This is a genomic window from Ruegeria sp. CDSA033, from assembly GCF_059612305.1.
The window spans coordinates 395,274-419,108 of the sequence record NZ_JBXWQI010000001.1; the positions used below are offsets into that span (position 1 = coordinate 395,274).

At 58.0% G+C, this 23,835-nt stretch carries 22 protein-coding genes; 7 read left to right on the forward strand and 15 right to left on the reverse strand.

Annotated features, from left to right (window positions below; translation table 11 throughout):
• Position 1 precedes the first annotated feature (1 nt).
• Genes AC2FLA_RS01995 through AC2FLA_RS02015 form a run of 5 tightly spaced genes read right to left on the reverse strand, consistent with a single transcriptional unit; the run spans position 2 to position 4,163 of the window.
• On the reverse strand, positions 2-622 hold the full coding sequence (locus AC2FLA_RS01995; RefSeq protein ID WP_496720082.1) for an ImuA family protein: 621 nt from the start codon (positions 620-622) through the stop codon (positions 2-4).
• 60 nt (positions 623-682) lie between these two features.
• On the reverse strand, positions 683-1,264 hold the full coding sequence (locus AC2FLA_RS02000) for a retropepsin-like aspartic protease family protein (protein WP_058273802.1): 582 nt from the start codon (positions 1,262-1,264) through the stop codon (positions 683-685).
• 39 nt (positions 1,265-1,303) lie between these two features.
• Entirely contained in the window at positions 1,304-1,927 is a 624-nt protein-coding gene (locus AC2FLA_RS02005; protein WP_058273801.1) for a MarC family protein, read from the reverse strand.
• Positions 1,924-2,316, reverse strand: coding sequence for an ACT domain-containing protein (locus AC2FLA_RS02010; RefSeq protein ID WP_496720084.1), 393 nt, complete (start codon positions 2,314-2,316; stop codon positions 1,924-1,926). Before AC2FLA_RS02010 ends, AC2FLA_RS02005 begins: the two co-directional genes overlap by 4 nt.
• Positions 2,313-4,163 carry an ABC-F family ATP-binding cassette domain-containing protein gene (locus AC2FLA_RS02015; RefSeq protein ID WP_496720086.1) on the reverse strand — a complete coding sequence of 617 codons (1,851 nt, stop codon included), beginning with the start codon at positions 4,161-4,163 and terminating at the stop codon, positions 2,313-2,315. Before AC2FLA_RS02015 ends, AC2FLA_RS02010 begins: the two co-directional genes overlap by 4 nt.
• 108 nt (positions 4,164-4,271) lie before the next feature.
• Here AC2FLA_RS02015 and AC2FLA_RS02020 point away from each other — a divergent pair, with 108 nt between their 5' ends.
• Together AC2FLA_RS02020 and ndk are read left to right on the forward strand one after the other, a co-directional pair.
• Positions 4,272-5,474, forward strand: a complete 1,203-nt coding sequence (locus tag AC2FLA_RS02020) for a multidrug effflux MFS transporter (protein ID WP_496720088.1) — start codon at positions 4,272-4,274, stop codon at positions 5,472-5,474.
• 114 nt (positions 5,475-5,588) lie between these two features.
• Complete coding sequence (ndk, locus tag AC2FLA_RS02025) at positions 5,589-6,011, forward strand: nucleoside-diphosphate kinase (RefSeq protein WP_058273797.1); 423 nt, start codon at positions 5,589-5,591, stop codon at positions 6,009-6,011.
• Between the two features lie 57 nt (positions 6,012-6,068).
• Here ndk and AC2FLA_RS02030 read toward each other — a convergent pair whose 3' ends face one another.
• Positions 6,069-6,416, reverse strand: coding sequence for a TfoX/Sxy family protein (locus AC2FLA_RS02030; RefSeq protein WP_496720090.1), 348 nt, complete (start codon positions 6,414-6,416; stop codon positions 6,069-6,071).
• 162 nt (positions 6,417-6,578) lie between these two features.
• On the opposite strand from AC2FLA_RS02030, the gene AC2FLA_RS02035 reads away from it, so the two are divergent.
• Genes AC2FLA_RS02035 through AC2FLA_RS02045 form a run of 3 tightly spaced genes read left to right on the forward strand, consistent with a single transcriptional unit; the run spans position 6,579 to position 9,316 of the window.
• Positions 6,579-8,093: a CHAD domain-containing protein gene (locus AC2FLA_RS02035; protein WP_496720092.1), complete on the forward strand. Its 1,515-nt coding sequence runs from the start codon at positions 6,579-6,581 to the stop codon at positions 8,091-8,093.
• A gap of 3 nt (positions 8,094-8,096) precedes the next feature.
• Entirely contained in the window at positions 8,097-8,852 is a 756-nt protein-coding gene (locus AC2FLA_RS02040; protein WP_496720094.1) for a ParA family protein, read from the forward strand.
• Complete coding sequence (locus tag AC2FLA_RS02045; RefSeq protein ID WP_472723619.1) at positions 8,849-9,316, forward strand: CYTH domain-containing protein; 468 nt, start codon at positions 8,849-8,851, stop codon at positions 9,314-9,316. Before AC2FLA_RS02040 ends, AC2FLA_RS02045 begins: the two co-directional genes overlap by 4 nt.
• Here the strand turns inward: AC2FLA_RS02045 and AC2FLA_RS02050 are convergent.
• From AC2FLA_RS02050 to AC2FLA_RS02085, 8 genes are all read right to left on the reverse strand, one after another.
• Positions 9,313-10,683: a sensor histidine kinase gene (locus tag AC2FLA_RS02050; RefSeq protein ID WP_108858814.1), complete on the reverse strand. Its 1,371-nt coding sequence runs from the start codon at positions 10,681-10,683 to the stop codon at positions 9,313-9,315. The two genes, AC2FLA_RS02045 and AC2FLA_RS02050, sit on opposite strands and share 4 nt — an antisense overlap.
• Positions 10,676-11,356 (reverse strand): response regulator transcription factor, encoded by a 681-nt coding sequence (locus AC2FLA_RS02055; RefSeq protein ID WP_058273791.1) that lies wholly within the window; start codon positions 11,354-11,356, stop codon positions 10,676-10,678. The genes AC2FLA_RS02050 and AC2FLA_RS02055 overlap by 8 nt, the downstream gene beginning before the upstream one ends.
• 181 nt (positions 11,357-11,537) lie before the next feature.
• Positions 11,538-12,980, reverse strand: a complete 1,443-nt coding sequence (locus tag AC2FLA_RS02060) for a Do family serine endopeptidase (RefSeq protein WP_496720097.1) — start codon at positions 12,978-12,980, stop codon at positions 11,538-11,540.
• Positions 12,981-13,736: 756 nt separating this feature from the next.
• Positions 13,737-14,336: a nucleotidyltransferase family protein gene (locus AC2FLA_RS02065; RefSeq protein WP_496720099.1), complete on the reverse strand. Its 600-nt coding sequence runs from the start codon at positions 14,334-14,336 to the stop codon at positions 13,737-13,739.
• A 4-nt stretch (positions 14,337-14,340) separates the two neighbouring features.
• A complete protein-coding gene (locus AC2FLA_RS02070) occupies positions 14,341-16,785 on the reverse strand; it encodes a GcvT family protein (protein ID WP_496720101.1) in 2,445 nt (814 codons plus the stop codon).
• 203 nt (positions 16,786-16,988) lie between these two features.
• Positions 16,989-18,299, reverse strand: coding sequence for an HlyC/CorC family transporter (locus tag AC2FLA_RS02075; protein WP_113788952.1), 1,311 nt, complete (start codon positions 18,297-18,299; stop codon positions 16,989-16,991).
• Between the two features lie 63 nt (positions 18,300-18,362).
• Positions 18,363-19,316 (reverse strand): site-specific tyrosine recombinase XerD, encoded by a 954-nt coding sequence (locus tag AC2FLA_RS02080; RefSeq protein ID WP_496720103.1) that lies wholly within the window; start codon positions 19,314-19,316, stop codon positions 18,363-18,365.
• A gap of 2 nt (positions 19,317-19,318) precedes the next feature.
• Positions 19,319-20,842: a hypothetical protein gene (locus AC2FLA_RS02085; RefSeq protein WP_496720105.1), complete on the reverse strand. Its 1,524-nt coding sequence runs from the start codon at positions 20,840-20,842 to the stop codon at positions 19,319-19,321.
• A gap of 218 nt (positions 20,843-21,060) precedes the next feature.
• On the opposite strand from AC2FLA_RS02085, the gene AC2FLA_RS02090 reads away from it, so the two are divergent.
• Positions 21,061-21,648: a shikimate kinase gene (locus AC2FLA_RS02090; protein ID WP_496720107.1), complete on the forward strand. Its 588-nt coding sequence runs from the start codon at positions 21,061-21,063 to the stop codon at positions 21,646-21,648.
• Positions 21,649-22,761: a 3-dehydroquinate synthase gene (gene aroB, locus AC2FLA_RS02095; protein WP_496720109.1), complete on the forward strand. Its 1,113-nt coding sequence runs from the start codon at positions 21,649-21,651 to the stop codon at positions 22,759-22,761.
• On the opposite strand, the gene AC2FLA_RS02100 is transcribed toward aroB, so the two are convergent.
• Positions 22,762-23,832, reverse strand: a complete 1,071-nt coding sequence (locus tag AC2FLA_RS02100; protein WP_496720111.1) for a site-2 protease family protein — start codon at positions 23,830-23,832, stop codon at positions 22,762-22,764.
• Between the last annotated feature and the right edge of the window lie 3 nt (positions 23,833-23,835).

Consider the following 23,835-nt stretch of genomic DNA (forward strand, 5'->3'; position numbering starts at 1 on the left):
ATCACACGGGTGTGTCTTCTGTAGCGATCTGTTGCAGGTGCAAACCGGCGCGCGGTTTGGTCTGCGTGGCATGCCAGCTGACCGGGGGCAGGGCGCGGGCACGGCGGCGGGTCAGGGTCCAGCGCCGGGCCTCTGCCTGATGGTTTGCGGCCATGTGCCAGCGCGTCTCTACCCCCTGTGCGCCGCCGTCGCCGGGGGTCAGCAGCATCCCCAGCGGGGCACGCCCCATCGCACCACCCTGTTCCGCAGCCAGATGCATGCGCCGCACCGGGGTCAGCCCTGGCGCGCCGGGCAGATCACCGACAACCAGAGGCATAGCCGCGCTGCGCAGGGCCTCTTCTACGCACCACAGCAGATCTTCGGACCGGGTCGGGCGCACAAAGATGAACCGGGCGGGATCGGCAAAGGCCATCATGCCATCGGGGTTAAGCTGGCCGGGCTCCCATGCGGGCGCGATCCACAGCACCGGCCCCTGCATCTGCCCCGCCAGCCACATGGCAAAGCTGCGCCGGGCGGGGCCGCAGGCCTCGTGCACGCGGGCCAGTTGCAGTCTGATCTGCGGATGAAGATCTATCCCCGGCACCTCACGTGCGGGTTTGCGGCCAAGAAGATGTGTAGACATGCTGTCAGGCTAGCATGTTCTCACTTTGTTCTCAATTGTGGAATTGCGGCAACGGATGCCTTAACGCGACAAAAGCAGGCGGCCATTGGCGAACTGGATATTCGAGAACCGATGCAGGTAATCCATACCCAGCAAGGATTTGTCCAATTCCCCTTCGTTTACCCAGGCCGAGATATTCTGGTCCGTGATTGGCCCCAATGCCAGCGTGTCCAGGCGCACAGGCGCGGTCCGCACAACGCCATTGGCCGTGTTTGCCCGGCCGAAATAATTCAACTGATCGGGATCAATGCCAACACGTTCGGCGTCCCGCGAGCTTAAGACAATCTGGCTTGCGCCGGTGTCCACCAGAAAGGTGATCGGTTCTCCGTTCACATCAATGGGCAGATAATAGTGCCCGTCGGAGGCGCGCGGAACCTCTATGGTCTGGCCGGTGACAGTCATTTGCGGGGCAGGGCCAACAGTGGTGCGGATGTCTTCCCACAGGCCGACAACGGCAATGACACCGATAAAGATAAAGACCCACGCCAAAGCCTGCTGCAGCGTTTTGTTCAGAGACTGGCGGTTTTGTGCGACAAACCACGCTACAACGGCCGTACCAAGCACGGCCAGATATACCAAACGTCCAATGTTGTCGCCGTCCATAGCGCTCCTCACCATATTCTCTGAAAGATATATGGGGTTTTACGACGCAAAACCAAAGGCCTTGAGGCCGTCCAGGATGAATTGAACCGACAACGCCGCCAGCAGCATCCCCAACAGCCGCGTCAATACGTTCAGGCCGGTTTTGCCCAGCAAACGCGCAATCAAGCCGCCGGACAGGAAGAAGGTCAAAACCACAGCCATGACGGCCAGCATGACGATACAGGCCTCGACAATGCCAAGAATGCCCGGGTGCTGTCCGGCCAGCAGGATAATCGTCGCAATTGATCCGGGACCGGCGACCAGCGGAATGGCCAGCGGGAACACGGACGGGTCGTGGTGTTCCTCTTCTTCCTCGACCCGGTCTTCACGGCGTTTGGTGCGTCGTTCGAACAGCATGTCCAGTGCTGTAAGGAACAACAACGCGCCCCCGGCGACCTTGAAGGCCTCCATCGAGATACCGACAAAACCCAGCACCGCTTCGCCAAAGGCGGCAAAGGCAATGAGTATGCCAGAGGCCACGGCACAGGTGCGATAGGCCGTCCGGCGACGGGCGCGGGCGTCCATGTCCTGAGTTAAAGCCACAAAAATCGGCGCGGTGCCAAAGGGGTCAATCACCACGAACAGAGTGGTGAAGGCAGTGATGAAAAAGGCGAGGTCGATCATTTGCCGGCACCTTGTTGGAGGTCTAACAGAACGGCCACAGCTTTTTCCGCCAGATTGCTTGGAACATAGACGTGGTCGTGGTGATACCCCGCGACCATGTTTGCCGGAATGTCACTTTGGGCAAGAGCATCGGACACAGCGGCAGTCAAGCCAACGCCTTCCAGTGAGGAATGAACCCGCAGGGTGATGCACTTCATACTGATGGCGCCAGCGGGTGCCGCGTCGATCGGCACGATGAGGGACAGACCTTCGGCCTCCATGCAACTGGCCCGCGTTCCTTCGGGCCAGGCTTTGTCATGCGGCCAAACGACAAAGGCAAATTCCCCGTCCTGAAGTTCAGGGCGCATGCCTGCGATCATGGCAGTCGTTTCGATTACCGGTTTCGTCATGTTGTTTCGGCCTTTTCCAGGCGTTCGGCGGCGGCGACCCAAAGAGCCTCGGCTTTTTGCATGGCTTCGACCACTTCGGCAAATTTCCGGTTCCACGTTGCAAGATCGTTTTTCCTGTCGTCCTCGTAAAGCGCAGGATCTGCCAGTTTGGCCGACAGTTTATCATGCATATCCGTTAGCTTCTCGATCCGGTCCTCGCATTTGCGAAGGTCCGCCCGCAGGTTCAGCACTGCCTCGCGCGAAGGGCGCTTGGGCTTGATCACTTGCGGTTTCTCTTTGGCCGGTTTGTCGCGTCCCAGCAGCATGGTGCGATAGGTCTCGAGATCTCCCTCGAAGGGTTTGACCGTTCCGTCCGAGACCAGCCACAGATGGTCCGCGACCAGCGACAATAAGTGCATATCGTGGCTGACCAGAACCACCGCACCGGAATAGGCGGTCAACGCTTCGACCAGCGCCTCACGGCTTTCGATATCCAGGTGGTTGGTCGGCTCGTCCAGGATCAACATATGCGGCGCGTCGATGGTGGCGATCAGCAGAGACAGGCGTGCCTTCTGGCCGCCCGATAGACGACCAACCTTGGTTTCAGCCTGATCCGCGTTCAGCCCGAACCCCGCCAGACGCGACCGCCACTTGCCCGGCGCCTCGTTCGGGCGCAGGCGGCGCAGATGGTCCAGCGGCGTTTCGTCCACATAAAGCTCATCCACCTGATGCTGCGCAAAATAACCAATCCGCAGCTTGTTGCTGCGGGTCATCTTGCCCGCCATGAGCGGCAGTCGGTCGGACAGCAGCTTGGATAGGGTCGACTTGCCCTGACCGTTCTTGCCCAGCAGCGCGATCCGGTCATCCTGGTCAATACGCAGGTTCAAGCGGCGCAGCACCTCGGTGTCACCATAGCCCGTCACGCCGCCTTCAATCTGAATGATCGGCGGGGACAGCTCTTCTGGCTCTGGGAAGGAGAATGCGCGCAGAGCGGCCTCTTGAGGGGTTGAAACCAGCTGAATGCGCTCGATCATTTTCAAGCGTGACTGGGCCTGAACTGCTTTGGATGCCTTGTAACGGAAGCGATCCACGAAACTCTGCAGATGGGCGATCCGGGCCTTGGCTTTTACGTTCTCGGATTCCGCCTGTGCCAGTCGTTCAGCGCGGCGTTCGGCGAATTTGTCATAAGGAACCGCGTAGTAGGTCAGCTTGCGGTCTTCCAAATGCAGGATCGACCCCACCGCGCGGTTCAGCAACCCGCGGTCGTGGCTGATGATGATGACGGTGTGCGGATATTTGGCCAAATAGCTCTCCAGCCACAGCGCACCTTCGAGGTCCAGATAGTTTGTCGGTTCGTCCAGCAGCAGCAGATCGGGCTGTGAAAACAGCACCGCCGCCAACGCCACGCGCATCCGCCAACCGCCCGAGAAGTCGGAGCAGGGGCGCAACTGGTCGTCATCATCAAACCCAAGACCTTTAAGGATCGAGGCCGCGCGCGCCTCGGCAGACCACGCGTCGATATCTACAAGGCGGGTCTGAATTTCGGCGATGCGTGTGGGATCGGTCGCGGTGTCGGCCTCGTTCATCAGCGCGCTGCGCTCAGTATCGGCGGCCAGAACCGTGTTGATCAGCGACACATCCGAGGAGGGCACCTCTTGCGCCACTCCGCCAATCCGGGCGCGCTTCGGGACATTGATATTGCCTGACTCCAGCGCCAATTCGCCCCGGATCAGTCGGAACAGGGTTGTCTTCCCCGTGCCGTTCCGTCCCACAAGGCCAACCTTGTGCCCATCGGGAATGGTTGCACTGGCCCCATCGAATAGGGGGCGGCCTTCAACCGCGTAGGTTATGTCTTGAATCCGTAGCATGACGCGCTCTTAGCAGAGCCTTGTTGCCGCCGCCAGCAGCTTGATATGTTCAATATCCAGGCAATGTGTTAGCGCTGATCCGGTTGACATTACTCGACGGTTTTCATCATGCGCGCGGCTCAGACGCCTCCTTCTTTGGTCACTTTGATCTTCGCTACGGCGTTGTCGGTGCTGTCGTTGAACATGTTCCTGCCGTCGCTTGCGAGGATGGCCGAGGGGTTTCAGGTCGACTACGGACTGATTAACTTGTCAGTCGCCGGGTATCTGGCGGTGTCCGCCGTGTTGCAATTGATCATGGGGCCGTTGTCCGACCGATATGGTCGCAGACCGATCCTTTTGATTTGCATGGCAGTTTTCACAGTGGCCTCCGTTGGCTGCGTATTGGCCGAGTCGATCTGGATATTCCTCGGTTTCCGTCTGCTTCAAGCAGCGGTGGTGGCCGGACCCGTGCTGTCCAGCGCCTCGATCCGGGATCTCTATGCCCCGAACGAGGCCGCCAGCAAACTGGGCTATGTTGCGATGGCAATGGCTTTGGCACCGATGCTTGGCCCGATGCTGGGCGGTGCACTGGATATGCTGTTCGGCTGGCGGGCAGGATTCATTTTGTACTCGGTCCTGGGGGCGGGGATGCTAGTGCTGTTGTGGGCGGATATGGGTGAGACGAATACGAACCGTTCCGCAACATTCTCGGCTCAGCTAAAGGAATACCCGCACCTGTTTCGCGCGCGTCGGTTCTGGGGTTACGCGCTGTGTGCGGCATTCTCGATCGGCGGGTTCTTCAGCTTTATCACCGGTGCGCCACTGGTCGCCGCGGTCTGGTTCGACCTGAGCCCTGCCATGCTGGGTCTGGGGATCGGAATTATTACCGGCGGCTTCATGGTGGGCAATTTCATCACCGGGCGTATCGCAGCACACACGAAGCTGACGACGATGATCCTGATCGGTCGGGTTGTTGCCTCTATTGGCCCTTTCTGCGGGTTGATGCTGTTTACAGCGGGTCTCGGCTCGGTCTGGGTATTCTTCGGCTCGGCCATTTGCGTGGGCTTCGGTAACGGGCTGACGAATGCGAACGCCTCGGCCGGGGTAATGTCCGTGAGACCCAATCTGGCGGGCAGCGCTGCGGGGCTATCTGGTGCGTTGATCGTGGCGTTGGGTGCAATTCTGACCTTGATGACCGGCGCGTTTGTTAGCCCTGAAAATGGGCCCTTTCTGGTGTTGGGCATGATGTTCGCCAGCAGCTTTGTCGGATTGCTTGCGGTGCTTTACGTTCGCCGGATCGACGCGTCAGAGCCCTTGCCGGACACAATCTGATGGCCAAGACCCACTGGCGCAATCATTCCACTTTTCATGAGGCACATACCGTGTTAGGCGGCGCGCGATGGATTTCGGCGCGTACCTCGCGCCATATAGTAAGGAGAGGCCGATATGGCACTGGAACGCACATTCTCGATCATCAAACCTGATGCAACCCGTCGCAACCTGACTGGCAAGATCAACGCCAAGTTCGAAGACGCTGGCCTGCGCATCGTTGCGCAAAAGCGCATTCACATGACCAAAGCTCAGGCTGGCAAGTTCTACGACGTACACGCCGAGCGTCCGTTCTATGACGAACTGTGCGAATTCATGTCCTCCGAGCCGGTTATCGTTCAGGTTCTGGAAGGCGAAGGCGCCATTGCAAAGAACCGCGAAGTCATGGGCGCAACCAACCCCGCAGACGCAGCACCCGGCACCATCCGGGCCGAGTTCGCAGAATCGGTTGGCGAAAACTCGGTCCACGGTTCGGACGCGCCTGAAACTGCTGCGGTTGAAATCGCATACTTCTTCTCGGGCATCGAACTGGTCGGCTAATCCGTCATCAGACGAAGTTCTGGGCCGTATCCCATTGGGGGTGCGGCCTTTTTCGTTTCAGACCTGTTTAAGATCTTTCGGCGCGACCCGTATGCCTATCGCATCCAGATCAGAAATCATGCGGGTTTCCGGGGCGGTGCTGACGCTGGATTTTATCGCGTCGAACTTTACGCGCAGTGCCTTCTTTTCCTCGCCCTTGCAGTCGTTCCAGGGGCGCCCCTGCAATCCCATCACCAATACGTAGTATCCGATGAAATGCGGCCGGGTGCCCGCCTGCAATAGCCGGGCATAGGCTTCATCCGGCCCCAAATCGCGCAATTCCTGCGCAGAATGAATACCTGCGCGTGCGCAGGATTGCTCAAAAGCCGGGCCGAGATTGCGGATCGATGAAACAGGATCAGACATACCCCCGTCTTAGCCAAATGCCCGGACAGAGTCATTCGGTTGTTCGAGCAAAATCAGATGTTCTGGTCATTGCTGTTGATCAACGGAGTTAGTCGTTGATCGGATCGCAGGAATATGAATTCATGATCACGTACTGGATCCTCGGTGAAAGGGACGCTCTTAATGGCTCGGGTCAAAAACTGTTTTGTTATCCCGGGCACATTCGATGAGGCGGGTTTTACTAAATCTTTGAAAGAATTGGCATTGCGGTTCGAGGCCGCTGAACCTGCTGGAAATTTTGATATTCTGGATTGTCATGACCAATCCCTCAGGGCATCTAGCAAGGTATTGATCCAAACCGATGGGTCATTGTTTTTGTTGCGCGGCGGAACAGCCGAAACCCAGCGGTGCAAGGGTAAGGGCAAGTTCGTGCAGGAATTGCCTGACGGACCCGTCAAGGCGGGTCTAGCGGGCTTTCCCAAGTTGCGCGCGTTGATGAGCGTCGGGGCGGGCAGGGCCAAGCACCGATCGTTTGCCATTCTGGGTGACCTGCAAAAGACACAAGTGCGTGGCACGATGATGTTGATGTCCTCGGATCAGGGGCAGGTAACTGTTGTTACTGTTCAACACATGCGCGGATATGACCGGGCATATAAGACTGTTTGTGAAAAGCTGACGAAATTGGAGGGTGGTAAAAGCAAGGCTAAGCCATTGTTCGACTGGTTGTTTCCCGACGCGACCATATACAAGGCCAAGCCCGAAATCCGCGTTAGTAAACAAGAGCCATCAATCGAGGTCGCCACCGACATCATTCGCACCTATCTGGCGGTCGCGCGCCAGAATGAGGCGGGCGTGATCGATGATATTGATACTGAATTTCTGCATGACTACCGCGTTTCCTTGCGCCGCGTGCGATCTGTGATCAGCCTGTTCAAGGGGGTGCTCTCGCCTGAACAAACCGCTGCATTAAAGCGCGAGTTTTCCGGCCTGATGGAATCCACTGGACGAGCGCGAGATTTGGACGTCTATCTGTTGGAAAAAGACAGTTACTTCAATCTGATACCGCCGAACCTTCATGAAGGTGCCGTGGTCATGTTTGCGCAATTCGAAAAGGAACGCAGCCAGGCACTTGGACGTCTGTCCCGGCTCTTTCGGACGCAGAACTATGACAATCAGATGAAAAAGTTGACCGAGCTTTTCGCTGATCCGACAAACCTGCAGCCTGGCCCAAATGCAGATCGGCCTGCCTATGAATACGCGCGCGCCCTGATCTGGAAGCGATATCGCAAAACCTGCAAACTGGCGCGCGGCATTACGCCAAACACGCCTGACGAAGCTGTGCATAATCTGCGGATCGACTGCAAAAAACTGCGTTATCTTATGGAGTTCTTTGCTCCTTTGTTCGACGCAAAGGCATTTAAAACGATCATCAAGCCATTGAAAAAGTTGCAGGATAATTTGGGTCTATTCAATGATTTCTCGGTCCAACAAGAGGCGCTTCTGAGCTTTGTGAAACAGCACACCAATATGCAAGGCCGCGCTGATGCGCAGTTGGCCTTGTCCGTGGGTGGGCTGATTTCTGTTCTGGATCAACTCCAAAAGGCAGAACGCGACCGAGTCATCGCAAATTTCAAGCATTTCGACAGCCCGGACATCCGGCACCTGTTCCGCAGTTTGTTTCATCAAAAGGAGGGCTGAGGAGTGAAGATCATTGCCTGTTACAGCAACAAGGGCGGTGTGGGTAAAACCGCCACCTCGGTCAATCTGGCGCATGCCTACGCAGCAGCAGGGCACAAGGTTCTGCTGTGCGACCTGGATCCGCAAGGGGCATCCGGGTTTTATCTGCGCGTCAAGCCGTCCAAAAAGCTGACAGATGCGCGGTTTTTTGACGATGTCGCGCGCTTTACCAAGTCCATTCGAGCCAGCGATTTCGAAGGGCTGGACGTGCTGCCAGCAAATATGACCTTCCGGGATTTTGATGTCTTCCTGTCACGGATGCGGAACACGCGGTCGCGGCTGAAAAAAGCGCTGATCTCGGCGGGCAGCGATTATGAGGTGATCATTCTGGATTGCCCGCCCAACTTTTCGACCCTGTCGGAAAACATCTTCAAAGCGGCCGATCAGATTGTGGTTCCGGTCATCCCGACGACCCTGTCTGAACGGTCTTTCGATCAGTTGGTCGGGTTTTTTGATGCCAACAAGTTGTCGAAGAAAAAGCTGACGGCATTCTTCTCCATGGTGCAACAGCGCAAGACCCTGCACCTTGAGACTATGGATGCGATGCGAAAGCTCTATCGCAAACGGTTCCTGCACAGCTCAATCCCGTTTGCGGCGGATATCGAACGGATGGGGCAGAACCGTGCGCCAGTCAGTGAATTCGCCCCGCGCAGCGCCGCCAGCTTGGCATATCAAAAGCTGTATAATGAGATGGAAAACGGAGTGGTTTCAAAGCGATGAGCACCGAAATTGAACGCAAGTTTCTGGTGGGGGAACTGCCCGACCTGAGCGGCGCGGATAGGGCCGTCGTACGTCAAGGCTATCTGACTGCACCGGACGATTCCACGGAACTGCGTCTGCGGCAGAAGAATGACGGGTACTTTTTGACGCTCAAAGGAGCGGGCTCCTTGGTGCGGGTGGAACGCGAGGCCGAGATCACGGCCGAGCAATTCGAAACCTTCTGGCCGGAAACCGAAGGACGTCGGGTTGAGAAAGAACGCTATACCGGAAAAATGCCAGACGGTCGGGTGTTTGAGCTGGACATCTTTCTGGGAAACCTCGCGCCGCTGCGGCTGGTCGAGGTGGAGTTCGACACAGAGGCCGAGGCGCAGGAATACACGCCTCCCGACTGGTTCGGAACAGATGTGACGGCAGATAAACGTTATAAAAACAAAATGATGGCGATCAAGGGTGTGCCAATCTAGGGCTTACGCGCCAGTTTGATTGTTGCCTCAAGACCCGGGTCGCAATTGCGCGCCTCGAATGCGCCCTGATGCATGTGAGAAATCGCTGCCACCAGCGCCAGGCCCAGGCCTGAGTTGCGCTCGGTCCTTGCGGGATCGAGCGTCACAAAGGGCACCTGCAGGCGTGGTAAATCCTCTTCTGGGACACCAGGGCCCCGGTCACGCACGCTCAGGCAGGTGTAGGGGCCGCTTTCTGACAGGGTGATCGTGATTGCCGTCTTTTCCGGGGCATAACGCATGGCATTTTCCAGAAGATTTGACAGCGCTTGAGACAGAAGCGGGCGGTGCCCCTGAACAGTGTGGGCGGTGCCGACGACCTCCAGCGAGATGCCCTGATCGGCGGCAACTGGTTCGTACAGCTCGACGACGTCGCCAATCAGTTGCTGCAGATCCACGGGTTCGAATTGTTCACGCCCGACACCGGCTTCGGCGCGTGAGATTTCAGTCAATTGCCCCAGAACACGCAGCACGTGGTCGATCTCGGCCGTAGCGCGGGCCACGTCGACCTCGCGGTCCAGATCACTTTTGGACGGGTCAGACAGCGACTCGACCCTTTGGCGCAGACGGGACAGGGGGGATCGCAAGTCATGCGCGATTGAATTCGAGGTTGTGCGCAGATTGCTGATCAGTTCCTCAATCCGGTCCAACATGCTGTTCAAGGTTCCGGCCACTTGATCCAGCTCATCCCCGGTTCCGCGCAAGGGCATGCGGCGGGACAGATCACCTGACACGATGTTTTCTGCCGTGCCCGCAAATTCCGACAGGCGAGTGAACACCAGCCGGGTGAAAAGCCAACCGGTCAAAAGGCTTAGCGCCAGTGCAATGGCTAGGGCCAAGCCAACCGCGCGCAACAGTGCACGGTCGAATTGCTGCCGTGCAAGGGCATCCCGACCTACCAACAGGCGTTCGCCACCGGGCAGGCGAACTGAGGCGGCCGAGATCGGCACCAACTGGTCGTTATCGGCGCGGCGAAGATCCAGATCGACCCAACCGCTGCCTGCCGTGACATCCGCAGGCCAGTGCTTGAGGTTCCCGGCCAGCTTCACACCGAACCGGTCGGTCAAAAGATACAGCGCATCCCGCTCGGACGCGGTTGGAATCCTGCGTTCAATGGCTTGCAACAGCCCGAACAGACCGCGTCGTTCGTATTCATCTGCCAGGCCTGTCAGTTCGGCGGATACCACTGAACGGGTCTCACCCTCGATACTGCGATTGGCGGTGAAGTATACCAGTCCCAGCACAATTGCCGTCAGCAATGTGCTGAGGACCATGCTGGCAAGGACGAGGCGGGTACGGGAATTATTGAACGAAAGTCGCAAGTTATCCATCGGATATCATGTAACCCGCACCTCGAACCGTTTCAATCAATGGCGGCCTGTCGCCTTCATCCAGCTGGCGGCGCAGCTTTGATATATGGACGTCGACCACGTTGGTATTCGGGTCGAAATGATAATCCCAGACACCTTCCAGCAGCATTGTGCGCGATACTACGCGGTTCTTGCGGCGCAGAAAGAATTCAAGGATCTGGAACTCACGCGGTGTCAGGGAAATCTCTTGCCCGTCGCGGGTGACCTTGCGAGTCAGCAAGTCCATCTCAAGATCGCGGCAGGTCAGCGTCGCGGTTTCTTCAGATTCCTGAGGGCGTCGCAACAGGGCTTCGATCCGGGCATGCAGTTCCTGGAACGAAAACGGTTTGACCAGATAATCATCCGCACCCGAGCGCAGGCCCTTTACCCGTTCGTCAACCGCGCTCATCGCGGTCAGCATCAGGGTAGGGGTCTTGACCCCGGCCGCCCGCAAAGATCGGATCAGCGACAGTCCATCAAGACCTGGAAGCATCCGGTCCAGCACAATGGCGTCAAACCCGCCATCCGTGGCGTGGTACAGACCCTCGCGCCCGTCTGCGGCTTGCTCGACCACATACCCTTCTTCGCCAAAGCCCTTGGCGATGAACTCTCGAGTGTCCTCGTCATCTTCGACGATCAGCAGGCGACGGCTCATATTTTGCGTTCCTTTCTAGCGGGATTTAAACACAAAAATCCGGCAAAGCACATGATTTGCTTAAATTACGTGCCGGGTGCGTTGCAGCGCACCCGGCAGTCCCGGCGGAGTGCGGACAATTCAATCCGCCGAGGAGGCGCACGCCAGAAATCCCCATCAAATGGCGCACGCGGACTTCGGATCAGGCGATTTCTACCGCCATGAAGATTTGGTTTCCGCCACGGTTGATCAGCACCAGCGCAGGATCAGTCTTTTCGCTGTCCAGTGCGGCCTTCAGCGCGTCGGGGGAGGCGGTTTCCTGACCGCCCAGCTTTACGATCACGTCGCCGCGTTGCAGGCCGGCCTTGGCAGCAGGGCTGTCTGGCTTCAGATCAGTGACGACCACACCGTCGACATTCTCAGCAACGCCCATCTGAGCACGGTTGCTGTCGGTCAGCGGTGCGACGGTCACGCCCAATGCAGTGCCCGAGATACCTTCGTCCACGGATTTGTCGATCTCAGCCGAGGCGCTTTGATGCTGACCGATTGTCAGTTCAATCTGCTGTTCCTTGCCATCGCGCAGAACGGTCATGACACTGTCGGTACCGACTTTGGTTGTGCCCACAAGGATCGGCAGGTCGCTGCTGGAGTCGACGGCTTCGTCGTTGAAGGTCAGGATAACGTCACCTTGCTCCAACACGCCCTCTGCCGGGCTGCCCGCGACGACATCTGACACAAGTGCGCCGGACGAGGCGTCGATCCCCATCGCTGCTGCGATCTCAGGGCTGACATTCTGGATCGAAACACCCAGCCAGCCGCGGCTGACCTGGCCGTCATCGCGCAGATCGGCGGCGATATGTTCAACGATGTTCGAGGTCACGGCAAAGCCAAGACCAACCGAACCGCCGGTAGGAGAGTAAATGGCCGAGTTAACGCCTATCACTTCGCCTTCCATGTTAAACAGCGGACCGCCCGAATTGCCTTTGTTGATGGCTGCATCGGTTTGAATGAATTCAGCGTAAGGTCCGGCCGAGATGTTGCGGCCCTTGGCCGAAACGATGCCCGTGGTCACGGTCGAATGCAGGCCAAACGGATTGCCGATCGCCACGACATCTTCACCCACGCGGATAACGTCGCTGTCACCGATCTCGACGGCCTGCAACGCTTCGCCAGCGTCGATCTTCAGAACGGCGATATCGGTCAGCGGGTCGGTGCCCACGATCTCGGCCTCGAAACTACGGTCGTCGCTCAGACGGACGGTGACGGTCGAGGCATTGTCGACAACGTGGTGGTTGGTGATGATGTACCCGGCTTTGTCCAGTACAAAACCCGATCCCAGACCTTGCGATGGTCCGCGCTGCGGCGCCTGAAAGCCCTCAGGCGCACCGAAGCGCTTGAAGAACTCACCAAAGGGGTGGTCTTCTAAATCAAAATTCTGTCCTTGTCCCGGCGCTTGTACGGGTACGATGTCTTGTTCCGCGATGATGGTCACCACCGACGGCGACACGCCTTCGACCAGATCGGCCAGGGCTTCGTCGGCCAGTGAGGGCAGGGCTGTCGTGGCCAACAGCGCTGCACCAAGGGCGGATGCGCCAACCAAGCCAGTAGCGCGTGGCAAAAGCAGTGAGGATTTACGGATGCTCATTTTAGTCTCCTGTTTATATCGCGCGATTGCAGGCGCGCGTTAACCGAGGAGATGAGGCATCAGTCTGTGAGTTTCCTGTGCTCAGGATTAAGATATCTTAATTTAGCCACAAACAGGTCGTTGTATATCGACGGTCCGCAGGGAAGCGTAGCGAATCGCTAGTCGCGAATCAGCCATTGTTGCCAATTTGAAAGTCAAATCCTGAATAATCCTGAATTGATTCAGTTTTGGTAACAAAGGGTCACCGGAAGGCCTTGGCGGAAAATCGCTCATCTCTTGGTTGTGGCGCGTTTCTACGACCTGAACAGATCAAAAGCGTATGGTCCCGATAAGGTGTATATATGCTCAATAAAGAATATACATAACGTCCGATGTGACCTAAGACGTGCAGTTGATTGATCGTCTATAGGTAGATCTCGCTTCGGCGGGATGTTGCGCAAAAACCATTCCGAGACGCCAAAAGTTAACCGTTCTTTCCAATTTTACATTGTTTGGGCGCACCGTTTGGGTGACGATGAACTTGCCCAAGCGAAGGGGGAGCCGAAGGCACTAGGGGGTGCCAACGGCTTGTCACAGTCACTGGAAACGCTGAGCGGCATGTTAACGAGGGGGTCTTGTTTAGGTTCAGCGGCGGAATAGCCAAGGTGCCATAGGCATTTTTGGCAGCGTTTTCAGGATTGGTGAAAAGTGGTAGTCCTGTTTTGGGCAAGCGGCCTGGTCGGTATCGACCGGGCCGTTTCTATTTTGGCAGGCCGGTTATGTGGCCTTCCCGGCCCGCCAGCGTGCCCAATCCTCGGGAGTGTCCAGATCCAATAGGGCGTTTTGACCGGGCAATGGTTGAATATGCACTGCATTCTTATGCGCCTGCACAACGGACTGCGCGCCCTCATCGCCTGTAAGTTGCCTGAGCTCTCTGAATAGCGGACGGGCAAACACAACCGGATGGCCTGGCTTTCCTGTGACTGTCGCCCCACGCCAAATCAAACAATTTGGGTATTCTTGGATAGACTCTGCGACCTGCTTCAGGTCACCAACTGTGATTTCCGGCAAATCTGCCAGTAAAACCATGACAGCCCTGGCATCGGCGGGCACATGCGCAAGAGCACCGCGCAAACTGGCGTTCATGCCATCATCAGCGTCGGGTATTTCAACTGCAACAACATCCATACCTTTCAAGGCGTCCTGGCGAGGATGCGGGGCAGGCGGTAACGCAACGATCACCGGGCCTACCTGCAACGCTGTTTGTGCGGATCGCCGTATCAGGGGCATGCCATCGACGCTTTGCATCAGCTTGTCCGTGCCAGCCATGCGGCGGGATTGCCCGGCGGCCAGAAGGATGATGGGAATATCTCTCATGCAATCACATAGCCGCCATGGCCGTCTTTTGCCATCCCCGCATGCGTGCACCGTCCGCGTCGAACAGTGGTATTGAGATCACGCGCGCCTTGCGCATCTGGCCCAGTATCTCAATCTCGACCTCTAATTCGTCGCGTATACGGTCCGAGGGCAGGAAGCCCATGGCGATGGATTTCCCGGCATAGTGTGAATACCCGCCCGAGGTGCAGAATCCGACGACCGCACCATCCAGCCAGATCGGCTCATAGGCATTCACGTCAGCGTCGTCTGCATCCACTTCGAATGAGACCAGCTTGCGCGCGGTCCCCTCGGAGCGTTCAAGCTCGGCCGCGGCGCGACCGATAAAGTCGGTGTTCTTCATGAAGGCAATAAAGCGATCCAGCCCGGTTTCCGCGGCAGAGTAGTCGGGTGAGAACTCGCCCATCCACGAGCCAAAGAACTTGTCCAACCGCAGGCTCATCATCGCGCGCATGCCAAAGGGCACCATGCCGTGGGGCTGACCGGCTTGCCAAAGGGTCCACCACAATTGCCGTTGGGCCATCGGATCACAGTAGATTTCGTACCCCAGATCGCCCGTGTAGCTGACCCTTTGAACGGTGCAGTCGGTCATACCGATGGTCATGCGGCGAACATCAAGGAACCTGAGGTCAGAAATGTCCTCGCGGGTACAGGCTGCCAGAACCTCAGTCGCCTTGGGACCTGCGATCTGAAAACCGTTCAGACGATCGCTAATGTTTTTAATTGTAACGCCGTCATCCTGATGCTGCAGGAACCACCGCATATGGAAGGCCTGGCTGCCATATGACGCCGTTAGTTGGAATTCGGTTTCGGCCAGACAGGAAACGGTGAAATCCCCGATCAGCTTGCCCTTGTGCGACAGCATCGGTGTCAGCGAAAGCCGCCCCGGCTTTGGGATGCGCCCGGCCATGACCCTGTCCAGCCAATCGCGCGCACCCGGGCCAGTGATGCGATACTTGCCGAAATTGTGGACCTCGTTGATGCCGACACCATTGCGCACAGCGCGCACCTCGCGCCCGGTCGCCTCGAATGCATCCGAGCGGCGGAATGATGGCGTTTCATAGCTTGGCTCATCACCCTGCGCAAAATAGTTCGCAACCTCCAGCCCGTATTGCTGACCCCAAACCGCGCCCAGATCGCTGAATATGTCGTACATCGAGGTGGTCCGGTTTGGACGCGCGGCCGGCAGTTCTTCGTTGGGGTAGGCGACACTAAAGCGTTTCTGATAGTTCTCGATCACCTTCGGGCGCGTATAGCCAGGCCCGATCCAGTCGCCGAAGCGGGCGACATCCATGGCGAACACATCGCGTTCGGGCTCACCTTCGATCATCCATTGCGCCAGCGTCAGTCCAACACCACCGCCCTGGCTGAACCCGGCCATCACGCCACAGGCGGACCAATAGTTGCGCATGCCCGGCACCGGCCCAACGAGCGGGTTGCCATCGGGCGCAAAGGTAAACGGTCCATGGATCACCGATTTGACGCCAGCCTCGGCCAGAACGGGGAAGCGTTTGTAGGCGAATTCGATACTGTCGGTGATCTTGTCATAATCGTCGGGCAGCAGTTCGTGGCCGAACTGCCACGGTGTGCCATCGACAGCCCAGGGTTTGCAGGGCTGTTCATAGAACCCAATACACAACCCGCGCCCTTCCTGCCGCAGATAGCTTTCGCCAGCAGGGTCCATTACATGCGGATGCTCGCCGCCAGCGTCGATGATCGCCTCGATCTGAGGGATCGAGTCTGTCACCAGATACTGGTGTTCCATCGGGTGTAGGGGGAAATAGACGCCCGCCATCGCGCCAACCTCGCGCGCCCAAAGGCCACCGGCATTGACGATGTGTTCGGCATGGATCGTACCCTTGTCGGTGACCACATCCCATGTTCCATCGGTGCGTTGGATGGTTTCGCGCACCATGCAGTGCGTTTCGATCGTAGCGCCTCCCATCCGGGCCGCTTTGGCGTAGGCATGGGTGGTCCCCGACGGATCAAGATGACCGTCCAGCGGATCATAAAGCGCGCCGATGATCCCGTCGGTGTTGGTGATAGGAGCGATCTTTTTGATCTCATCCGGACCAACGATTTCCGTCTCCAACCCCATGAACCGATGCTTGGCGCGTTCTGCCAGCAACATGTCGAACCGATCCTGATTATCTGCCAGCGTCACTCCGCCCACATGATGCAGACCGCAGGACATGCCGGTAATCTCTTCCAGCTCTTTATACAGCCGGATCGTATACCCCTGCAGCGCCGCCATGTTGGTGTCGCCGTTCAGGGTGTGAAACCCACCCGCCGCGTGCCAGGTCGACCCGCTGGTCAGCTCGGAGCGTTCCAACAGCATCACGTCCGTCCACCCCAGCTTGGTCAGGTGATAGAGTACGGAACATCCAACGACTCCGCCGCCGATGACTGCAACTTGGGTTGTGAGTTTCATGCACGTCTCCTGATGCCTATGCCGTCAGTCTCAATAGGAAAGCTGCCTTTGCAATAGCTTCAGCGACAGAAAGTGTCGCGGAAGGCGATCCGGGTTCAGCGCCTGCTGGCGAACCCAAACCGGAAGGATATGGTGGTTACCCGAAAGAAAACCGGCGCTCGGATCAGAACGCCGGTGTATTTTTGCAGTTTTTGTGGTTGCCCTCAGAGAGGGCGAACTTTCAGTTCGGTGATCCGGTTGCCTTGACGTTTTGTCACCTCAAAGCGGAAGCCGTGAAAGGAAAATACCTGACCGACGGTTGGGATCATCTGCGCTTCGTGAATGACCAGACCGGCAATGGTGTTTGCCTCAACGTCGGGCAGGGACCAATCCATCGCGCGGTTGGCGTCGCGGATCGTGGTGGCCCCTTCGACCAGAAACTGCCCATCTTCGGTTCGGGTTACAGAAACGTCTTCGTCTATATCGAACTCATCCGCGATCTCGCCCACGATTTCCTCAAGGATATCCTCAAGCGTAATCAGCCCGCGCAGCGAGCCGTATTCATCCACTACCAACGCAAAGTGGCTGTGCATCCGAAGGAATTCGCGCATCTGATCGTCCAGAGTGGTGGTTTCCGGAACAAAATAGGGATCGTTCGCGACCTTGAGGATGTCGAATTCTTTCAGGCGGTTATCGGCGTTCTCACTACCTCCGGCATGGGCGTACATCGCGCGGAACAAGTCCTTGGCGTGGACGACACCCACAATGTTTTCTTGCTCATCCCGAAACACGGGCAGGCGGGTGTGGCTGCTTTTCAGACATTGCTGAAGGATGGCTTCTGGCGAGGCGTCTGCATCGATCATTTCGATATTCGAGCGGTGCAGCATGATCTCTTCGACCGTGCGATCGCCCAGATCCAGCGCGCCAAGGATACGGTCGCGGTCTTCCTTTTCGACTACGCCTTCGGAATGTCCAAGCTGCAACGCTCCGGCGATTTCCTCGCGCACGGCCAGAATGTTGCTGTCCGGGTCGATCTGGACGCCAAAAAGGCGCAAAACACCGCGTACCAGCAGGCGCACGGCTGCAACGATAGGCGAAAACACCGTCACGACGACGCCGATGATCGGTGCCACGGCTGCGGCGGCCTTTTCCGAATTGGTGATCGCGTAGGTCTTGGGAAGAACCTCGGCAAAGATCAGGACCAGCAGGGTCATTACAAGCGTTGCCAGCGCAACGCCGCTTTCACCGAAAAGCCGAGTGAACAACGCGGTCGCCAACGACGCAGCAAGGATGTTCACAAGGTTGTTGCCCAACAGGACCGAGCCGATCAGCCGCTCGTTGTCGTCCGTGATTTCCAACGCCTTTTGCGCGCCGCGTGAACCCTTGTCGGCCTGTACACGCAGTTTTCCGCGCGATGATGCGGTCAATGCCGTTTCAGAACCCGAGAAAAAGCCCGACAGGACAAGCAAAAGCAGGATGGCGCCTGTGGTAAACCAGAATGCGCCGTCGATCAGAGAAGCAGAAGAGGGTTCCATCGTTCCTTGGTTGTTCGTGATACTGCATCCGTTATGGGGGTGCGCATGCTGTGGATCAAGGGGTTAGCCGTCGTCATCGCCGTCTTTCGCCAGCGGGTGATGCTGCAACACAAGCTCTGACAGGCGTTCGTCCAAGACATGGGTGTAGATTTCCGTTGTCGCCACGTCGGCATGGCCCAGCAGGGTCTGGATCGACCTCAGATCAGCGCCATTGGCCAGAAGATGCGTGGCAAAGGCATGGCGCAGGGTGTGTGGCGTCACTTTTTCCGGCGAAACGCCACCTTCTACGGCCAGTTCCTTGACCAGCAGAAAAAACCCGTGCCGGGTCAGATAGCCGGATTTACCGCGAGACGGAAACAGGAACTTGGAACGCTGAGCGCCGTCTGCAACCTGCTTGTCCTCGGCCTCGTCCCTGATAAGCAGCCACGCAGCCAACGCATCGCGCGCCGGAGGGGACAGCGGTACCATCCGTTCCTTACCGCCTTTGCCCAGCACAAGCAGCATCCGGGGGTCACCTCTGGCCGAGGAAACCGGCAGCGAAACCAATTCGGTCACCCGCATTCCGGTGGCGTACAGAACCTCCATCAGGCAGGTGTTGCGCACCCGGTCTGCATCTTTGCGGCCGGTACGGCGCGCGGCCTCAAGCAAACGATCGACTTCGGCGACATCCAGCGTTTTGGGCAGGCGCTTTTGTCGACCGGGGCCTTTGATCTGAATGGCGGGGTTAGCTTCAAGCCAACCTTCTTCAAAGGCGAACCGAAACAGTTGCTTGATCGCCGACAACCGACGTGCGCGCGTGGAACGAGACAGGCCCTGTGCGTCGCAGTCTATCAGGAATTGTTCGATTTGTTCTCTTTGTGTGTCGGGAAAACCCGTCTTTCGACGTTCCAGCCAGGCCGAAAATTCTTTCAGATCGCGGCCATAGGCTAGCAGCGTATTGGTCGCGGCCCCCAATTCGGCGGCCTGAGCTTGCAAAAAGGTGGAAATCCACAAGTCCTGAGTCGCCGGGACCGCCACGATCAGCGGTCCTGCAGGATCAGCAAGTTCAGTGCGGCGCGGCGGGCGGTGTCCTCAAGACCCACACGGCGCAGAGTCGCGATAGCCGCTGTCAGGTCGACAAGGTTGCCGCGTGCCCCGTGTGCAAACCGCTGCATGGTCTCCAAGATCGCTTCACCTAGCTGATCATTGTTTAGCATCGTTTCGATATTCGATGGAACCGGGGCGGCCCATGCAAACCCTTGCGCAACCGCATCCGCCAAAGGCGAAGGAGAGCGCGCGCGCCCCGGATCGCCTTGCGCTAACGCCGCCAGAAAGTGATTTTCGTCGGATTGACCGGGCACAGAAAGGGCCGCTGTTTCATACAGTTCGGACAACAGCAGGATACGCCAGCGCAGCTGTTCCGCCAACGGGTCGGTCAGTTCGATCTGTGACAGGCGTTCTGCGAACAATTCTGCAAAGGGTACCTCTAATCCGATCAGGCGCATTTGCGTCCACACAGTATTTAAAGCTCGGGCGATTTTGTCGGGATTGCGCGAATCCAGTGCAGACTCGAACCGTTGCACGGACGAGACCCTGTCCCAAACTGCGCCGGACGCGGCCGGAGAGCGCTCGGTATACAGACCCAGCAACTGGTTGGGGGTCAGCGCGCCAATGCGGGTCAGCCGCTCAGCCGCTTCGATCTGCGCTTTCCACCCGGCTACGTCCCGCAGGTCGGCATTCGCAAAGGCACGGGGCAGAGGGGCCGATGGCAGGCGTTCTCCGATCGCCTCAAACAGGCGAAAGGTCAGTGGGCTGGGATCATCTGGTTGCGGAAGGTATTCGGCTTCTTCAAACAATTCGGGGCTCAGAAAGCGATCCAGCACATCCAGCTCTTCTGGTGGCAGTATTTGCAATGCATGTGCAGCTTCCAGCGTGAGGGCGGCTGATGGCCAGTCTCCGCGCCGCGCCTTGCAGAATATTTGCGCGGCGTAGTCCTGCGACAGGTGTGGCTTCGCGATCAGCGACGTACAGCTGCGATCCTCGTCCCCGGTGAGCAGGGTGGCGTCAAACCAGCGCTGGAACCTTTCGCGTGTGTCGGTCGGACCGGCCAATTGGACCAGCGATTGCGCCGGGTCGGCTGCACCAAGTTGCATCAACCGGTCGATGCGGGCGAGCAGCAGGGTTTCTTCAGCACCCGAACCAGCTGGTGCGCGAGCCTCTGACAGGATCAGAGTAAACAGTAATCGCTGCATCGCGGGGTTATAGCGAACCGGCACATCGGTGATCAGCTCAGCCAGCCGGTCGGCATCACTATTCTGCCAAAGGTGCACCGGCAGGCCGGTCACCGACGACGACACAAGCCCCAACGGCTGTGACAGCGCCTCAAGCGGAGAGACTTGGATATCCGGCTGAATGCCCGTCTCCGTGACCGGTGGTTCCAACAGGACAGTCCCTGGCAGGTTTTCCGGAGGGTCCGTCAGCCAATCGATGACAGAAAGAGGAGCCTGCTGCGCCTGCGCTGATCCAGCCAGCAATAAGGCAGCCAGTGCGGCTTTATTCAACATTCAGGATTACCGGCTCTCGTATCTCGTCCTGTGGGGCCGAGAAATCCACCCCGAATATCGGACCCAAATACGCATATCCCACCAGCCCGACAAAACACAGGCAAACAATATATATCAAGAACTTGATCAGACGGCCCATTGCTCAACGCTGCCCCAATTTTGTCTTTTGCCATAGTTATAGCTGGCATTTTTCGTAAGATCACGTCATTCACGTTGAAATGAGCGAAATTAAGCATAACACCCACACAGAAGAGACTGATGCGGTCTTTGAACTGCACAAAACCGTCGTTCTTGTTGGCATGATGGGGGCCGGAAAGACGGCTGTGGGCCGTGCTTTGGCCGCAAGGCTGGGCGTTCCTTTCCTCGACAGCGACGCAGAGATCGAATCGGCTGCTAATATGACCATCCCCGAGATATTTGAGCGTGACGGTGAGCCGTTCTTTCGTTCCAAGGAAAGTCAGGTCATCGGACGTCTGCTGGACGAGGAAAAAGGCATCCTGTCAACTGGTGGCGGCGCTTTTCTTTCCGATCAGAACCGCCAGATGATCACCGAACGCGGGATCTCGGTCTGGCTGCGGGCTGATTTGAAGGTGTTATGGAACAGGGTCAAACACAAGGACACACGGCCATTGCTGCGCACGGCTGATCCTTATGCGACCTTGCGCGCCTTGTATGAGGCCCGCGTCCCGGTTTATGCGCAGGCGGGTCTGACGGTTGAGTCCGATGGCGAAACCTCGATTGAAAATATGGTGGACCGGGTGGTGAATGCGATGTTGACGCGCCCCGACGTATTGGAACGGAAGTAAATGCACCAAACCGTACATGTAGAGCTGGGCGAACGTTCGTATGACGTGGAAATCGGGCCCGACCTGCTGGCACAATCCGGCACGATGATTGCACCCTTGTTGCACCGGCCCAAGGTCGCCGTTCTGACGGATGAGAACGTGGCCGGGTTACATCTGAATGCGTTGCGGGATGGCCTGGCAACAGCTGGAATCGAGATGACCTCGCTGGCCTTGCCCGCAGGAGAATCCACCAAAAGCTGGCCGCATTTCGAGCGCGCGGTTGAATGGCTTTTGTCGGAAAAGGTAGAACGCCGCGATGTGGTGATTGCCTTGGGTGGCGGGGTCATCGGTGATCTTGCGGGATTTGCTGCGGCCGTTTTGCGGCGCGGTGTCCGTTTTGTCCAGATACCGACCTCGTTGCTGGCACAGGTGGACAGTTCTGTTGGCGGAAAAACCGGCATCAACGCTCCACAGGGCAAAAACCTGATTGGGGCATTCCATCAGCCGTCTCTGGTTCTGGCGGACACCTCGGTTCTAGGCACCATGACTCAGCGGGATTTCCTGTCGGGCTATGGCGAGGTGGTCAAGTACGGCCTGCTGGGCGATGCAGAGTTCTTTGAATGGCTCGAAGCAAACGGTCCCGACGTTTCGGGTGGCGATATGGCTGCGCGCGTGCGGGCGGTGACACGCTCGGTTCAGATGAAGGCCGATATCGTAGCCCGCGACGAGACTGAGCAGGGCGACCGAGCGCTGCTGAACCTTGGGCACACTTTCTGTCATGCGCTGGAAGCGGCCACCGGGTATTCTGATCGCCTGTTGCACGGCGAGGGTGTCGCTATCGGTTGTGCACTGGCGTTTGAGCTGTCCTCTCGTCTTGGGCTGTGCTCACAGGAGGAACCGAGCCGTGTTCGGGCGCACCTAATTGCAATGGGAATGAAAACCGATCTGGCCGACATTTCCGGAGACCTGCCGGGTGCCGAGGCACTGGTTGACCTCATGGCGCAGGACAAAAAGGTCATCGACGGCCAGCTGCGGTTTATTCTGGCGCGCGGGATCGGGCAGGCGTTCGTTACTTCGGACGTCCCAAGGGACGCTGTGTTATCCGTGCTGGAAGACGCCTTGGCAACGGTCTGATCAGCGTCCGCGGATCACCATCAATTCACCGATGTTTTCGCGGGTGATGTAGCCAACCATTGTCCCGGCCTGCGTGCAAACTGCGACGGCGGGAGCACCCTTGTGTAGTTTCCCCAGCACGGTTTCCAGGCCGGTGGTCAATTCAACGCGCGGGATCTCGGTTTCCATGATCGAAGTTGCCAGATCTGACCGAGGTGCCTCTTGCGCCATGGCAGTGAACAGCGTGCCGCGTGCTATAAAGCCCAGCAGGTCTCCATTCGGACCCAACACGGGGAATTCGTGTTGCGTGGTGTGAATGACGGCCTGTGCGGCGGTTGCAAGCGTGTCGGTGGGCGATAGGGCGTGAAACTCGGTAATCATCGCGTCGCGGGCCAGCACCCGCCGCGCGACTGAGCGCATGGCCACATCGTGGCTTTCCGCATTGGCCGCGACGAACACGAAGACGGCAATCAAAACCAGCAGAGGGTTACCTGTGCTCAGACCGAGAAAACCAAACGCCACCGCCACGACCTGACCCGCCAGAGCGGCGATACGTGTGGCTTTTACCCGGTCCATCTTCAGACATAAAAGCGCGCGGAATACCCGGCCGCCGTCCATAGGGAAGGCCGGGATCATGTTGAATACGGCCAGCAGTAAGTTCACATAAGCCAGCCGACTCAACAGCCCGTCACTGGTTGAATCGATCCGGGCTATGGAGTCCAGCGTCATTCCTGCCCCCATGGCCATCATAACGATCCAGATCACAATATTTACCGCCGGCCCGGCCAGAGCGACCCAGACTTCTTCCATAGGCTTCTCGGGCATCCTTTCGAGCCGGGCAAGCCCGCCGATAGGCAGCAAGGTGATGTCAGGGGTTTTGATGCCGTAGCGCCGCGCCATCAGCGCGTGGCCGAACTCATGCGCGACAACGCAGGCAAACAGGGCCAGAACAAAGATCAGGTTGTCGATCGCGGCGGGCACCCCGCCTTTGGAATAAGCCGCAAAGGCGACCCAGCCCAGTAGCAGAAAAAAGGTGACATGGACCCTCAGTTCCGACCCCAGTACCCGGCCGAGAGTGAAGGACCATGTCATGTT

Bases quoted from the DNA above. Each gene is read 5' to 3' on its own strand.
- AC2FLA_RS02005 (WP_058273801.1), bottom strand. From the start codon at position 1,927: ATGATCGACCTCGCCTTTTTCATCACTGCCTTCACCACTCTGTTCGTG.
- AC2FLA_RS02000 (WP_058273802.1), bottom strand. From the start codon at position 1,264: ATGGACGGCGACAACATTGGACGTTTGGTATATCTGGCCGTGCTTGGT.
- AC2FLA_RS02035 (WP_496720092.1), top strand. From the start codon at position 6,579: ATGGCTCGGGTCAAAAACTGTTTTGTTATCCCGGGCACATTCGATGAG.
- AC2FLA_RS02050 (WP_108858814.1), bottom strand. From the start codon at position 10,683: ATGGATAACTTGCGACTTTCGTTCAATAATTCCCGTACCCGCCTCGTC.
- AC2FLA_RS02090 (WP_496720107.1), top strand. From the start codon at position 21,061: ATGAGCGAAATTAAGCATAACACCCACACAGAAGAGACTGATGCGGTC.
- AC2FLA_RS02085 (WP_496720105.1), bottom strand. From the start codon at position 20,842: ATGTTGAATAAAGCCGCACTGGCTGCCTTATTGCTGGCTGGATCAGCG.
- AC2FLA_RS02100 (WP_496720111.1), bottom strand. From the start codon at position 23,832: ATGACATGGTCCTTCACTCTCGGCCGGGTACTGGGGTCGGAACTGAGG.
- AC2FLA_RS02070 (WP_496720101.1), bottom strand. From the start codon at position 16,785: ATGAAACTCACAACCCAAGTTGCAGTCATCGGCGGCGGAGTCGTTGGA.
- AC2FLA_RS02030 (WP_496720090.1), bottom strand. From the start codon at position 6,416: ATGTCTGATCCTGTTTCATCGATCCGCAATCTCGGCCCGGCTTTTGAG.
- AC2FLA_RS02020 (WP_496720088.1), top strand. From the start codon at position 4,272: ATGCGCGCGGCTCAGACGCCTCCTTCTTTGGTCACTTTGATCTTCGCT.
- ndk (WP_058273797.1), top strand. From the start codon at position 5,589: ATGGCACTGGAACGCACATTCTCGATCATCAAACCTGATGCAACCCGT.
- AC2FLA_RS02065 (WP_496720099.1), bottom strand. From the start codon at position 14,336: ATGAGAGATATTCCCATCATCCTTCTGGCCGCCGGGCAATCCCGCCGC.
- AC2FLA_RS02055 (WP_058273791.1), bottom strand. From the start codon at position 11,356: ATGAGCCGTCGCCTGCTGATCGTCGAAGATGACGAGGACACTCGAGAG.
- AC2FLA_RS02075 (WP_113788952.1), bottom strand. From the start codon at position 18,299: ATGGAACCCTCTTCTGCTTCTCTGATCGACGGCGCATTCTGGTTTACC.
- AC2FLA_RS01995 (WP_496720082.1), bottom strand. From the start codon at position 622: ATGTCTACACATCTTCTTGGCCGCAAACCCGCACGTGAGGTGCCGGGG.
- aroB (WP_496720109.1), top strand. From the start codon at position 21,649: ATGCACCAAACCGTACATGTAGAGCTGGGCGAACGTTCGTATGACGTG.
- AC2FLA_RS02015 (WP_496720086.1), bottom strand. From the start codon at position 4,163: ATGCTACGGATTCAAGACATAACCTACGCGGTTGAAGGCCGCCCCCTA.
- AC2FLA_RS02045 (WP_472723619.1), top strand. From the start codon at position 8,849: ATGAGCACCGAAATTGAACGCAAGTTTCTGGTGGGGGAACTGCCCGAC.
- AC2FLA_RS02060 (WP_496720097.1), bottom strand. From the start codon at position 12,980: ATGAGCATCCGTAAATCCTCACTGCTTTTGCCACGCGCTACTGGCTTG.
- AC2FLA_RS02010 (WP_496720084.1), bottom strand. From the start codon at position 2,316: ATGACGAAACCGGTAATCGAAACGACTGCCATGATCGCAGGCATGCGC.